Below are 13,653 nucleotides of genomic sequence, written 5' to 3' on the forward strand. Positions count from 1 at the left end.
CATTTTTTGTAGCTCAGTAGAACTAATGAGATAAATATTATTAGTTACAGTGAGTTACAAAAGAAAGGAGTTATAATTGGGGAGCCAATAATATTAATTAAATTATATTGTACACTGGGTAAAATAATAATGCTTCGGTTAATGCGGATTTTCAAATGAAAACCCGCACCTTCACTGTTGGCATATCCAATCAATGAAATTATAGTGGACCAATTCGACTAAAGCGAATGCCTGTTGGCCATTCGTTTTCTTGCTTATCGAGGCTTAACCAAATAAACACGGCGCGACCCACTAAATTTTGCTCAGGAACAAAACCCCACATACGGCTGTCAGAGCTATTGTCCCGATTATCACCCATCATAAAATATTGTTTTTCAGGAACAATCCACTCATTTAATGGCATTCCTGGTTGCAAGTATTTTGCTTCAGTGACGGCTTGGCGAATAATTAGAATTTGATGTTCAACTGTATCGAGTTTTTCGCTACGCTCATATTGACGCAATGCATTACGTGGCAACTCTTGATCTAATGGAACTTCATAATTCCCTTTTTGACTATCAACAACAGAGGCTACATCAAAAAACATTGTCCATTCGCTTGGGGCTAATGGCCCGTAAGTAATCGGCAAATTTTCTGTGCATTTGTTATCCGCACAATTTGGATAAATCGTCAGTTCCTTGGCATCTGGATTATAAACAATTTTATCACCTGGCAAACCTATTACACGTTTAACAAAATCGACATTTGTGTCACGAGGGTATTTAAATACAGCAATATCACCGCGTTTTGGTTTACCTGTTTCGATCAGTGTCGTTTGTGTAATAGGGTCTTTTAAACCGTATGCAAATTTCTCAACCAACATGAAGTCACCAACTAATAACGTTGGCATCATTGACCCTGATGGAATTTGAAACGGCTCATAAATAAATGACCGTACAATCAGTACAATAGCTAACACAGGGAAAATTGATGTCCCTGTTTCTAGCCATGAAGGGCGGCGGACAGCATTCGCCACATCCGCTTCGCTCACTGCACCATTTGTTGCATCCTGTAACTGTTTCAGTTTTGCTTTACGCGCAGGCGCAAATTTAAACTTATCTAAACACCATATAATCCCAGTGATTAAAGTTGCCAGTGTTAGGATCAAGGCAAAGGTGTTAGCCATTGAGACTCCTTGTAAACTTAGTTGTCTTTACCAACATGCAATATAGCAAGGAACGCTTCTTGTGGTAGCTCAACGTTACCCACTTGTTTCATACGTTTCTTACCATCCTTTTGCTTCTGTAACAGTTTCTTCTTACGGCTAACGTCACCGCCATAACATTTGGCAAGTACGTTTTTACGCAACTGTTTAACTGTAGAACGAGCAATAATATGGTTACCAATCGCGGCCTGGATAGCAATATCAAACTGCTGGCGTGGGATCAGTTCTTTCATTTTCTCGACTAATTCACGACCACGATATTGTGAGTTTGCGCGGTGTGTAATCAATGCTAATGCATCAACACGTTCGTTGTTGATAAGCACATCAACCCTAACCATGTCTGACGGCTGAAAACGCTTAAATGCATAATCCAATGATGCATAACCACGAGATGTTGATTTCAAACGGTCGAAGAAATCCAGTACGACTTCAGACATAGGAATGTCATATGTCAACGAAACTTGATTACCATGATAGACCATATTGGTTTGAACGCCACGTTTCTCAATACAAAGTGTAATCACGTTACCTAAGTATTCTTTAGGCATTAACATGTGGCATTCTGCAATTGGCTCACGCAGTTCTTCAATATTGTTTAATGCTGGCAGCTTTGATGGGCTATCCACATAAACAATCTCACCGTTGGTTTGTTGAACTTCATATACAACCGTTGGTGCTGTAGTGATCAGGTCAAGATCGTATTCACGTTCTAAACGTTCTTGAATGATTTCCATATGCAATAAGCCAAGGAAACCACAACGGAAACCGAAACCTAAAGCAGTCGATGTTTCAGGCTCATAGAATAGAGAGGCATCGTTTAAGCTAAGTTTACCTAACGCATCACGGAAACCTTCATAGTCATCGGAACTGACAGGGAATAAACCCGCATAAACCTGTGGTTTTACTTTTTTAAAGCCTGGTAGTGCTTTTTCCGCAGGATTACGAGCGCCCGTTAAGGTATCCCCTACTGGCGCACCTGTGATGTCTTTAATTGCGCAGACTAACCAGCCTACTTCGCCACAACTAAGTACATCACGGTCGATTTGTTTAGGTGTGAAAATACCAAGGCGATCAGCGTTATACACCTGCCCTGTACTCATGACTTTAATTTTATCGCCTTTTTTCAGTGACCCGTTTTTAATACGGATCAACGAAACAACGCCTAAATAGTTATCAAACCAAGAGTCAATAATCAGTGCTTGTAATGGGGCATCCACATCACCAACTGGTGGTGGGATCTCCTTAACAAGGCGTTCAATCACATCCTGAACACCAATGCCCGTTTTTGCAGAACAGCGAACGGCATCGTGGGCGTCAAGGCCTACAATGTCTTCAATTTCATCAGCAACTCGCTCTGGGTCTGCCGCTGGCAAGTCAATCTTGTTTAAAACAGGAACGACTTCTAAATCCATTTCAATCGCTGTATAGCAGTTAGCTAATGTTTGAGCTTCAACACCTTGCCCTGCATCGACAACTAACAGTGCCCCTTCACACGCCGCAAGAGAACGCGAAACTTCATAAGAGAAGTCAACGTGGCCTGGTGTGTCGATAAAGTTTAATTGGTAAGTTTCACCGTCAGAGGCTTTATAATCGAGCGTAACGCTCTGTGCTTTGATGGTAATTCCACGCTCACGTTCCAGATCCATTGAATCTAAAACCTGCGCTGCCATTTCGCGATCCGTTAAACCACCACAAATCTGAATAATACGATCAGATAACGTGGATTTGCCATGGTCGATATGAGCAATGATAGAAAAGTTTCTTATATTATTGATTTTCAAGGTAATATCTTCTTTTAAATTGCCTTACAAAATCAGTTTTGTGCAAATATCGCGACAAAACTAAAATGCTATGATTATCACAAGATTGTTAATTAGCTGCATTTTACATATAAGACCCCGCTAACACAAAGATTCAATGTAAAACAACTGTAAACTTGCTAAAGGTTAATGAGTTAGAGCACTAATTTAGCGCTAATTTAACCCTCTAAATACTCATTTATTACGAATAATAACAAGCCTATTTTGATTTTTATCTCAAAAGAGACTGAAAAATCAATTAATTGATTATTTAAACCAATAAACTACAAAAGGAAAACATCACGTTTTCCCCTTTTTTATCATGGTATCAAATAATGAATTGAATACAATCTATTGATATTTAGCAGTTAACCTGTACTGAAAGTTCGGAAGGTGGTAAACCTATTTGCAAGACGACAGGCTGAAATGCGTCATCATCACGCCAATGAGAAGCTAATTTCCGTGCAGTATAAAAACCAACCACACCCCCTAATACACCAGAAGTCGCTACCAAAAATTGGCTAAAATCAAACGATTGAGCTAACCCAGCAAAAATAAACAACCCTAAAATTGGAGTTAAGTACACCAGCATAGCCGAACGAATTAAACTCCCTTCGGGAATACCAACCTCGATTTTTTGTCCTACGACTAAAGGTTGTTCAATAGCAATTTCTAATTCATGTTCCGTGTTTGGCCCTATTTTGCTGAGTGCATAAGAGCCACACGTTTTACGAGCACCGCAACTTCCACATCCTGATGAAGAGCCATAACGCAGTAGTGCCCTTCCGTTTTGCCAACGAATGACAGTTGCCCACTCTTTTACCATAACCTACTCCCGAAACTGAACACTACCTGCGATAACTTGTGCCGTTGGCAAAGGTAATTCGCCAATTACTGTAATGACATTTTGCTTTTGTGTCATAGTATAAATTGAACGACGCCCATTTTGCATTGGTTGATCTAACAACGGGCCTTTCACCGATTTTGTCACATTCACTGAGAAGGTAAATAACCCATCGCTGAACATTGCACTTTCCACAACGTCATCTTCACTTAATTTACGTACAGAACGCGATGTTTCTTCAAAGCCTGGAGGAAGCATCCCCACTTGCCATTTGAAGGATGGTGCCGTATTTTTCGGATATACCAATAACGGCGGCATATTTACCTTACTCAATGCAAGTAATGAATCATTAACTGTTTTACTATCTAGCACTGTAGAGATAACCCGAAATTGTTCTAACGTTTGGCTGTTATTATCCAACAAATCAATACGTAGCGGCAGTTTCGTTTCCTCATCGATTAATAGTACATAATTAAATCGGGAATTGTCTTTCGATATTATGCGGATTACCAAAGCAGGTCGATCACCAATATGTGTGCGCCCCGCATCAATAAAATTGTAGTAAGGCTTTATCTGTTCATAATTTGTAAATAAAACAGAAGGTAAATTATCAACGATATTTTGACCATTCAAACTAAACGCATCGAAGCCTGGCTCAAAGTAACTAATCCTATCACCTTTTTGAACAATCTCTCGGCGTGATGAATCCATCTGAATCATTTGTGAAACAGGAATACCGTCAATAATTGCGTGGCGATATCTTACAGGTGTAATTGTTTGCGGGCTGAATGTCATAAATGACATTTCATAAGAAAGGTTTTGGGCAGCATTCCCCATTTCTTTAAAAAGGACATCGGCACCCTGTTCAGATGCCGAAGCTTGATTAGAAATAATCAGGCTGCCCGTCAGGCAGATGACGGATAACCATTTTTTCATTATTTCAGCTTAACTCCTGCCGCAGATGCAGGTTGTTCAGATTGTTGATATTGCTGGTTCAACATCGAGCGTCTTTCAATTTCATATTGTTGCAGCATCGCATTAATACGTTGATTTTGTTGTTCAACCTGTTGAAGTTGTTGTTCATTACCAAATAATTGGTTATCTGAAATATTCAGGCTTACAGGCGCACCACTTCCAACAGGAATGGTATTAAACATTGGCTCATCAACGGTGGAATCAACAGCATTACTTTGGTTGTACTGCTGTACCCCCACAATAACGGCTAACGAAACACATGCTGCAACACCAATTTGAGTTATTTGGCTCGCCCAAGGACGGATTTTACCCCAGAATGGGAAAGCACCCCAAGTCGCAGGTTCAGGCTGCGATTCGACAACTACCTGAGGATTAATACGCACAGCTTCATTCTCTAATGCTGCCGCAACGTTACTTGCAATATCAAAATGTATGACATTGCCAGTATCATTACGTAGAGTATCACGAATAAGATGATAGCTCTCCCAACGTTGCTTTAACGTTGAATCACATGAAATGGCATTTACAAGCTCTAAATCTAGAGCTTCGCCATCCATCATTGCGGAAAGTTTCTCTCTTTGCATGCCCAATTACCTTCAGTTAATTGCATCACAATTATAATTAATCTGCTGATTTAATAGCGTTAGTGCTGTTGAATCAGAGGTTGTACTTTATTATCAATCGCTTCCCTTGCCCTAAAAATACGGGAACGTACAGTACCTACTGGGCAATCCATAATTTCAGCGATTTCTTCATAGCTCAAACCATCAAGTTCACGAAGTGTGATTGCCATTCGTAAGTCTTCAGGCAAGGATTCAATGGTTTTGAAAACAACTTTCTTTAATTCTTCAGACAACATTAAGTTCTCTGGGTTCGAAATTTCTTTTAAAGCACCAGCGGTTTCAAAGTTTTCAGCATCACTCGCTTCAAGATCTGACGCAGGAGGGCGTCTATCTTGTGCGACTAAATAATTTTTAGCCGTATTGACCGCAATACGATAAAGCCAAGTATAAAATGCGCTGTCACCACGAAACGAACCGATAGCACGATACGCTTTTATAAATGATTCTTGTGCTACATCAGGCACATCCGCTTGCGGCACATAACGGGATACTAAACTTGCAACTTTGTGCTGGTATTTAATTACCAGTAAGTTGAAAGCTTGTTGATCGCCTTTTTGTACCTTTTCAACCAATAATTGGTCTGTTAATTGCTCGCTCATTTCGGGAAGCATCTCCCGAACTCAGGCTGATAATATGTTGACTTGTTCATGTTCTCCCATCCTAAAGCAAGCACTACTTTGAGTTATAGAAACCATTGAAGTTCAATTTAATCTAAAAAAATAGTCAAAAATTTACAAAAGTGCTGGATTTTCATTTTCTAAGATCCCAAAGATCCTTATTAAAACAGTTGCATACAAATACCTTAAAGGTCAAGAACACAGCATACGGATTTTGCAAATGAATGCTATAGCTATCACATTTATTCGATGCGAATAAATAAATAGACCTGGGTCAAGATAGTGACTGTAAACATCTATCCAGCAATAGTAATCGACAATCTGATAGGCTAACATAAAAAAACACACTACATACTATTATATACAGCAAACACTCATGAACGGATCCACACAGCATTACACTGATATTTTAATCATTGGCAGTGGTGTCGCAGGGCTATCCGCCGCCTTACGCCTTGCTCCTTTCCACCAAGTGACTATTTTGAGTAAAAGCAGCTTGAGTGAAGGCGCTTCTTATTATGCTCAAGGTGGTATTGCCGCCGTATTTGATGATACCGACAGCATCGAATCCCACGTTGAAGATACCCTCATTGCTGGGGCTGGCATTTGTCATAAAGGTGCGGTTGAATTTATCGCCTCTAATGCAAAAGAATGCGTGCAGTGGCTTATTGACCAAGGTGTTTTATTCGATACTGAAATCACAGAAAGTGGCGAGACTCAGTACCACTTAACGCGAGAAGGTGGTCACAGCCATCGTCGCATACTTCACCATGCTGATGCGACAGGAAAAGAAGTTGAAACTACGCTTGTTGACCTCGCTTTTGCTCACCCAAATATCCATATAAAAGAACGCTATAATGCTGTTGACTTAATTCTATCCGAAGACAAGGCACCCTCACGTATTTTGGGTGCTTACGTTTGGAATCGGAAAAAAGAGCAAGTTGAAACGATCCGCGCCAAAACCGTTATTTTAGCCACAGGTGGCGCGGCAAAAGTCTATCAATATACCACTAACCCCGATATTTCGTCAGGGGATGGCATTGCAATGGCATGGCGGGCAGGTTGCCGTGTTGCTAACTTAGAGTTCAACCAATTTCACCCCACTTGCTTATTCCACCCACAAGCACGAAACTTTTTACTTACCGAAGCATTACGGGGTGAAGGTGCGTATTTAAAACGCCCTGATGGCAGCCGCTTTATGCCTGATTATGACGAACGAGAAGAACTTGCACCTCGTGATATTGTTGCACGAGCCATTGACCACGAAATGAAACGTCTTGGCGCAGACTGTATGTACCTTGATATCAGCCATAAGCCAACAGATTTTGTGCAACATCATTTCCCAACTATTTATGCCAAATTAATGACGTTAGGGTTAGATATCACCAAAGAGCCTATTCCTATCGTGCCCGCGGCACATTATACCTGTGGCGGGGTGATTGTCGATCAAACAGGTATGACTGATATTGCGCACTTATATGCCATTGGTGAGGTTAGTTATACTGGCCTACACGGAGCGAACCGTATGGCATCTAATTCATTGTTAGAATGCCTTGTATATGGCTGGTCAGCCGCAGAAAACATCAAATCGACACTGCAAAATATTGGTGAAGTACCACATTTACCTGAATGGGATGAAAGCCGAGTACATAACTCCGATGAACAAGTTGTAATCCAACATAACTGGCATGAATTACGTTTATTTATGTGGGACTACATGGGGATTGTGAGAACCACTAAGCGCCTCGAACGGGCACTCCGACGTATTCATTTATTACAGCAAGAAATTCATGACTATTATGCTAACTTCCGTATTTCCAATAACTTACTAGAGTTACGAAACCTTGTACAAGTCGCGGAGCTAATGGTGCGATGCGCTTTGGCGCGCAAAGAAAGCCGTGGGCTACACTACACATTAGACTATCCAGATATGTTAGAAAATTCAGGTCCAACTGTCCTGAAACCTGAATAAAGCCACGAAACCAACGGAATAACTGTTCCGTTGGTTTTAATATTTAAGGTAAAACGGCTGGATCAATGCGCGAAAATCCTCAGTATACTCACCGCTCTGTGCTTTTAGAGCTAAATTGCTTACCTGAGAGTGAGAGTTCACTAATCGCAAACCCAATAACATACGGTGAAATGGTGTTGTTGGTTTGTCACTAACATTGACTCTCAACGCCGTAAACCACCCCCTACTTTCAGCCATTGCTTGCACTTTCTCACCAACTTCATACGGTAGCACTAAACAAAATAACCCATTTTCCGTTAAACAACGCTGGGCACATTCTAATAGTACGTCATGGGTTAGTGCGCTTGTGTAGCGAGCTTGGTCACGTTGCTCATCTCGACACGCCACCGCAGGCTCAAAATAAGGCGGATTGCTTACAATCAAATCATATTGAGTGGGTGAATGCTGACTATAGTGAATAATATCCTGATTGATGATATGTAACCGTTTCGCCCAAGGTGACTCCACAAAATTACATTGAGCTTGCTGCGCTGCTTGAACATCCAATTCAACAGCATCAATTTGTGCATTTTGTTGTCGCTGTGCCAACATTAGCGCGACTAACCCACTCCCACTACCGATATCCAATGCAAATTGAACATGACCAATAGGTGCCCATGCCCCTAATAATACGCCATCAGTGCCCACTTTCATTGCACATTGGTCATGGGCCACAAAAAACTGTTTAAATGTAAACCCACCTTTTCGGTAGTTTTTTTTCTGATTGCTCATCCACACACTCTACTTACCTGAAGCTGACCATTTTCTCATATTGAGCAAATAAAAGTCATCGTTTAACCTATTCGTTACAATATAATTCTTATAATATGAGAATTATATTTGAGGCACAAAAAGTTTACTGCTAAGTTCGAAAAAAAGGAGATGCGATGAACAGCATTAATAGAACCTTAGATGTCTTGTCCTACATCACGAGTTGCGCATCCCCAGTGACGCCACAGGTTATCTCAACGGCACTGGATATTCCATTATCAACGGTTTATCGCTTACTGACAATTCTCATAGAATGGGAATTTGTGTCTCATGCAAAGCAGTATGGTACTTATTGTGTCGGCTCGCAGAGTATCAAAAATCACGAAAAATACTATCACCACAGCTTATTGATGGAAGCCACAAAATCAGAGCTTCAATCATTAGCGAAAAAAACACGAGAAACCGCAGCGATTATCACCTCAAACCTGCGAGAAACGATTTGTGTAGACATGATAGAAAGCGAACAAGCCCTACGTTGCTCATTTATCATTGGCCGCGGTAATACCCTAATCAAAGGGGCCAGTGCCAAAACATTGTTAGCTTTTCATCAAACACAATACCAAGAACACGTGTTTGAGATACATGCAAAACAGCTTATTTCTGACGTAGATAAGCTGAAATTACAACAAGACTTACAGCAGATCCGCAAACAAGGCTACGGCACATCAACCAGTGAGATTGATGAGGGGGTCTTTGGCGTTTCCGCCCCGATTTTTAAAGGAAATGATGTACTGGCCGTCGTCTCCGTTATGGCCCCTGAATTTCGCTCAACTCACCGTGTTGACGAGTTAATTATGCATACACGTCAAGCGGCAGATAACATCACTAAATTGATTAATTTGGAGTAACTATGACACAACCTTTCCAATGGCAAGGGCGCACGGATGGTGAAACACAAGAACATTTGCGTATTCATCAAGTGATTAACAAAGTATCACCCGCACAATTTACGTTGATAGGCTTTGCCTCTGATGAGGGCGTAAGACGCAATAAAGGCCGACAAGGGGCTAAAGCAGGGCCTGATGCTATTCGTCGCCAACTTGCTGGGTTACCTATCCACCAACCGCTAGCCATTAAAGATCTAGGAACCGTAAGTTGTGATGATGGTGATCTTGAATCTGCACAACGCCGCTTATCCGACAAAATTATTGAAAGTTTAACTGCAAATGAGCGCCCGATTATATTAGGTGGTGGCCATGAAGTGGCCTTTGCTAGCTTTCAAGGATTATTTGATTATGTCGAACAAAATCAATCAGGAAAAACGATTGGGATCATCAATTTTGATGCCCATTTTGATTTACGTGAAGCTCCTGAAGCGACTTCTGGCACGCCTTTTTTACAATCTGCGCAGTTATGTCAGAAGCACCAGCGTCCTTTCCACTACTTGTGTTTAGGTATCGCTGATCATGGCAACACCAAGGTATTATTTGATACTGCAGACCGATTAGGCTGCCAATACCTTCGTGATAAACAGCTAAGCTTTTCGCAACGTCCACAAGCAGTTAAACAACTTCAAGCATTCATTGATGGCGTTGATTATTTGTATGTCACTGTGGATTTAGATGTATTCTCTGCCGCTATTGCCCCTGGTGTCAGCGCCCCTGCACCTAAAGGTATCTCTACCGAAACATTTGATGAACTTTTTACCGTTATTAAAGGCAGCAAAAAAATCGCCCTCTTCGATATTGCGGAGTGCAACCCTGAATTTGATATTGACAACCATACCGCCAAGCTTGCGGCTTATTTGATTTACCAATATTTATTCTAATAAAACAACACAACAATTCGACTGATAAATAAACTGTTCGCTTCAATCTGTTGAGATAGCTTCTATTCGAATACCACAATAAAAATAGGTTCGAAAAAATATCAACTTAGCTGTAACTCGCTAAATTATAATGTTTTTCATCATAAATATTTTAACTATTAGATTTCGAGTTACAGCTAGGCGGCTAACGAAGATAGCTGTAGGAGCATACAAAAGTATGTGACTACAGTAGCTGAGTGCGGCCAACAACGCTGTAGCTTGAAAGATAACAGTTAAAAAAGGGAAACTTATGATTCTACACCTAGACGCACTATCCACCTTATTCCTTACCGTCATCTGCCTCCTCATGGGCATCCACTTAAAAAAACGCATTGAGTGGTTACAACGATTTTGTATTCCATCTCCTGTCATTGGCGGATTTTTAGTGAGTTTAATCATTTGGGGACTGAAATCGTTCAACCTCGCTGAAATAAATTTTGATACCAGTTTACAAACCTTCTTGATGGTCGCATTCTTCACCACAATAGGTATTGATGGCAGTTTCCGAATTCTCAAAACAGGTGGTCGCTTATTATTTATGTACCTGTTTATTTGCTGGTTTGTGGTGATTTTCCAAGATACCTTTGGGGCAGGGTTAGCGCATCTATTAGGCATCGAACCTGTCATTGGTATTATGGCTGGGGGGGTATCACTCACGGGTGGCCATGGCGGAGCTGCTGCCTTTGGCGGTATGGCTGAAGGACTTGGCGTACAATCAGCGACAGTTGCTGCGATCGCTGCCGCCACCTTTGGGTTAATTACGGGAAGCTTATTGGGAGGCCCAATCGCTACCTATTTGATTAAAAAATTCAATGTCCGTATTCAAGCAGACGAAAAAGTTGAAAAAATTCAAGTTCCTGAAACTATTGCAGGGAAAATTGAGTCTATCGATGCACATGCTTTCTTGAAAATGCTTGCCTTGATCTTAGGGATCATGGTCATTGGTCAATTTGCCTCTGCGCAATTCACTAAAGCCACTGGTTTTTCACTACCGAGCTACGTTGGCGCGATGATCATTGCAATTGTCATCCGTAATATTAATGATCAGGTCGAATTGTTCCGCATCAACCAAAAATCTATCGATCTTATTTCTGAAGTCTCCCTCGGTCTTTTCTTAACTATGGCCATGATGTCACTGAAGATTTGGGAATTAAAGGCTGTGGCTCTTCCGCTCTTCACCATTTTATTGGCGCAAGTTGTCGTTTTAATTCTGCTCGTCGTATTTGTTATTTTTAGGTTGTTAGGGAAAAACTATGATGCCGCGGTAATGTGTGCAGGTTTGATGGGACATGGCTTAGGCGCAACACCAAATGCGATGGCGAATATGTCATCCGTTTGTGAACGTTACAAACAAGTTTCCATGAAAGCGTTTATGATTGTGCCATTAAGTGGCGCAGTACTCATCGACTTAGTGGGTATTCCATACCATACTTGGCTGATTAATATGCTTAGCTAATAAATATCTAGTCCAGGAGAGTTTCGGCTCTCCTGAATTCTTTTGTCATTTCGCTAACTTTTCCTCGAGTTATCGCTCCCTGTCTAACCTGAAAACAGTTACACTTGTGAAAAGCGGATTTTTTCAGGTGAACAATTTTGCTAACCTGTTTATAATCAGCGCCCCAAATAGAGGTATATAATGACTGCATCCACTTTTTCTGAACTTGATCTTGATGAAAGCCTAATTGACGCGCTGTCAGATAAAGGCTATCAACGTCCCACTGCTATCCAAGCTGCGGCTATTCCAGCTGCAATGGATGGTCGTGATGTGTTAGGTTCAGCACCAACAGGGACAGGTAAAACAGCGGCATTCCTACTGCCAGCAATTCAACATTTACTTGATTTCCCAAGAAAAAAATCAGGGCCACCACGCGTTCTGATTGTCACGCCTACCCGTGAATTAGCTATGCAGGTTGCTGACCAAGCAAAAGAATTATGCGCACATAATCACCTAGACATTGCAACAATCACAGGTGGTGTTGCTTATATGAACCACGCTGAAATTTTCAGCGAAAACCAAGATATCGTTGTCGCCACAACAGGTCGCTTATTACAGTACATTAAAGAAGAAAACTTTGACTGCCGCGCGGTTGAGATTTTGATCCTAGATGAAGCTGACCGTATGTTAGATATGGGGTTTGCAAACGACATTGAAACTATTGCAGGCGAAACGCGCTGGCGCAAACAAACCATGCTATTTTCAGCGACGCTTGAAGGTGAAGCCATCCGTGACTTTGCAGAGCGCTTGCTAGAAGATCCCGTTGAAATTGATGCGGATCCATCTCGTCGTGAACGTAAAAAAATTCAGCAATTTCATTACCGTGCGGATACCGTTGAACACAAAACTGCACTACTATGCCACTTACTGAAACAAGAAGAAGTGACAAAAGCGATTGTGTTCGTACGCAAACGTGAACGCTTACGCGAGCTTGTTCAGTGGCTACGTGAAGCAGGTATTGAGCCTTGTTATCTGGAAGGTGAAATGCCTCAAGCGAAACGTAACGAAGCGGTACGTCGCCTTGTCGACGGGCAAGTTAAAGTCCTTGTTGCGACGGATGTAGCATCACGGGGTTTAGACATCGATAACGTCAGTCATGTTTTTAACTTCGACTTACCAAGAACTGCTGACGTTTACTTACATCGCATAGGCCGTACTGGCCGTGCAGGTCGCAAAGGTACGGCAATTTCCTTAGTTGAAGCACATGACTTCCCGTTACTAGGTAAAATTACACGTTACATTGAAGACCCTATTAAAGTGCGTGTTATAGATGCCTTGCGCCCAACAACAAAAGCGCCATCTGAAGCGATGTTAAATAAGCCAAAACCATCGAAGAAAGTGCTGGCAAAGCGCAAAGAGAAAAAGAAAGAAGAACAAACGAAGAAAAAAGAAAAAGTACGCCATCGCGATAAGAAAAATATAGGGAAACGTCGTACTCCAGTCAGTCCAACAGCATCAGCGATTAGCGATAAAAACCAATAATCACTCAAACGGGTTTCGGCCCGTT

The 13,653-nt window shown here is 41.5% G+C and carries 12 protein-coding genes; 5 read left to right on the top strand and 7 right to left on the bottom strand.

Annotated features, from left to right (window positions below; genetic code table 11):
- Positions 1-199 precede the first annotated feature (199 nt).
- From lepB to rpoE, 6 genes are all read right to left on the bottom strand, one after another.
- Positions 200-1,165 (bottom strand): signal peptidase I, encoded by a 966-nt coding sequence (gene lepB / locus M1F05_RS13300; protein WP_206082512.1) that lies wholly within the window; start codon positions 1,163-1,165, stop codon positions 200-202.
- Between the two features lie 17 nt (positions 1,166-1,182).
- Entirely contained in the window at positions 1,183-2,979 is a 1,797-nt protein-coding gene (gene lepA, locus M1F05_RS13305; protein WP_206083009.1) for a translation elongation factor 4, read from the bottom strand.
- A gap of 385 nt (positions 2,980-3,364) precedes the next feature.
- Positions 3,365-3,829: a SoxR-reducing system protein RseC gene (gene rseC, locus M1F05_RS13310; RefSeq protein WP_206082514.1), complete on the bottom strand. Its 465-nt coding sequence runs from the start codon at positions 3,827-3,829 to the stop codon at positions 3,365-3,367.
- 3 nt (positions 3,830-3,832) lie between these two features.
- Entirely contained in the window at positions 3,833-4,783 is a 951-nt protein-coding gene (gene rseB / locus M1F05_RS13315) for a sigma-E factor regulatory protein RseB (RefSeq protein ID WP_206082515.1), read from the bottom strand.
- Complete coding sequence (gene rseA / locus M1F05_RS13320) at positions 4,783-5,406, bottom strand: anti-sigma-E factor RseA (RefSeq protein ID WP_206082516.1); 624 nt, start codon at positions 5,404-5,406, stop codon at positions 4,783-4,785. Before rseA ends, rseB begins: the two co-directional genes overlap by 1 nt.
- 59 nt (positions 5,407-5,465) lie before the next feature.
- A complete protein-coding gene (gene rpoE, locus M1F05_RS13325; protein ID WP_206082517.1) occupies positions 5,466-6,044 on the bottom strand; it encodes an RNA polymerase sigma factor RpoE in 579 nt (192 codons plus the stop codon).
- Positions 6,045-6,438: 394 nt separating this feature from the next.
- Here rpoE and nadB point away from each other — a divergent pair, with 394 nt between their 5' ends.
- Positions 6,439-8,034, top strand: coding sequence for an L-aspartate oxidase (gene nadB / locus M1F05_RS13330; RefSeq protein ID WP_206082518.1), 1,596 nt, complete (start codon positions 6,439-6,441; stop codon positions 8,032-8,034).
- A gap of 36 nt (positions 8,035-8,070) precedes the next feature.
- Here nadB and trmN read toward each other — a convergent pair whose 3' ends face one another.
- Positions 8,071-8,805, bottom strand: coding sequence for a tRNA(1)(Val) (adenine(37)-N(6))-methyltransferase TrmN (gene trmN, locus M1F05_RS13335; protein WP_206082519.1), 735 nt, complete (start codon positions 8,803-8,805; stop codon positions 8,071-8,073).
- A gap of 155 nt (positions 8,806-8,960) precedes the next feature.
- On the opposite strand from trmN, the gene M1F05_RS13340 reads away from it, so the two are divergent.
- The 4 genes from M1F05_RS13340 (at position 8,961) to srmB (ending at position 13,628) form a co-directional block, all read left to right on the top strand.
- Positions 8,961-9,692 (top strand): IclR family transcriptional regulator, encoded by a 732-nt coding sequence (locus tag M1F05_RS13340; RefSeq protein ID WP_206082520.1) that lies wholly within the window; start codon positions 8,961-8,963, stop codon positions 9,690-9,692.
- Positions 9,693-9,694: 2 nt separating this feature from the next.
- Complete coding sequence (gene hutG, locus M1F05_RS13345; RefSeq protein ID WP_206082521.1) at positions 9,695-10,612, top strand: formimidoylglutamase; 918 nt, start codon at positions 9,695-9,697, stop codon at positions 10,610-10,612.
- Positions 10,613-10,901: 289 nt separating this feature from the next.
- Positions 10,902-12,107, top strand: coding sequence for a sodium/glutamate symporter (gene gltS, locus M1F05_RS13350; RefSeq protein WP_206082522.1), 1,206 nt, complete (start codon positions 10,902-10,904; stop codon positions 12,105-12,107).
- Between the two features lie 180 nt (positions 12,108-12,287).
- On the top strand, positions 12,288-13,628 hold the full coding sequence (gene srmB, locus M1F05_RS13355) for an ATP-dependent RNA helicase SrmB (protein ID WP_206082523.1): 1,341 nt from the start codon (positions 12,288-12,290) through the stop codon (positions 13,626-13,628).
- The last annotated feature ends 25 nt before the right edge of the window (positions 13,629-13,653 follow it).

It is taken from the genome of Providencia sp. PROV252 (assembly GCF_033676005.1).
Taxonomy (GTDB): Bacteria; Pseudomonadota; Gammaproteobacteria; order Enterobacterales; family Enterobacteriaceae; genus Providencia; species Providencia vermicola.

Excerpts from the sequence above, each read along its gene's own strand:
- lepB (WP_206082512.1), bottom strand. The coding sequence starts at position 1,165 with ATGGCTAACACCTTTGCCTTGATCCTAACACTGGCAACTTTAATCACT.
- rseC (WP_206082514.1), bottom strand. The coding sequence starts at position 3,829 with ATGGTAAAAGAGTGGGCAACTGTCATTCGTTGGCAAAACGGAAGGGCA.
- rseB (WP_206082515.1), bottom strand. The coding sequence starts at position 4,783 with ATGAAAAAATGGTTATCCGTCATCTGCCTGACGGGCAGCCTGATTATT.
- rseA (WP_206082516.1), bottom strand. The coding sequence starts at position 5,406 with ATGCAAAGAGAGAAACTTTCCGCAATGATGGATGGCGAAGCTCTAGAT.
- rpoE (WP_206082517.1), bottom strand. The coding sequence starts at position 6,044 with ATGAGCGAGCAATTAACAGACCAATTATTGGTTGAAAAGGTACAAAAA.
- nadB (WP_206082518.1), top strand. The coding sequence starts at position 6,439 with ATGAACGGATCCACACAGCATTACACTGATATTTTAATCATTGGCAGT.
- trmN (WP_206082519.1), bottom strand. The coding sequence starts at position 8,805 with ATGAGCAATCAGAAAAAAAACTACCGAAAAGGTGGGTTTACATTTAAA.
- M1F05_RS13340 (WP_206082520.1), top strand. The coding sequence starts at position 8,961 with ATGAACAGCATTAATAGAACCTTAGATGTCTTGTCCTACATCACGAGT.
- hutG (WP_206082521.1), top strand. The coding sequence starts at position 9,695 with ATGACACAACCTTTCCAATGGCAAGGGCGCACGGATGGTGAAACACAA.
- gltS (WP_206082522.1), top strand. The coding sequence starts at position 10,902 with ATGATTCTACACCTAGACGCACTATCCACCTTATTCCTTACCGTCATC.
- srmB (WP_206082523.1), top strand. The coding sequence starts at position 12,288 with ATGACTGCATCCACTTTTTCTGAACTTGATCTTGATGAAAGCCTAATT.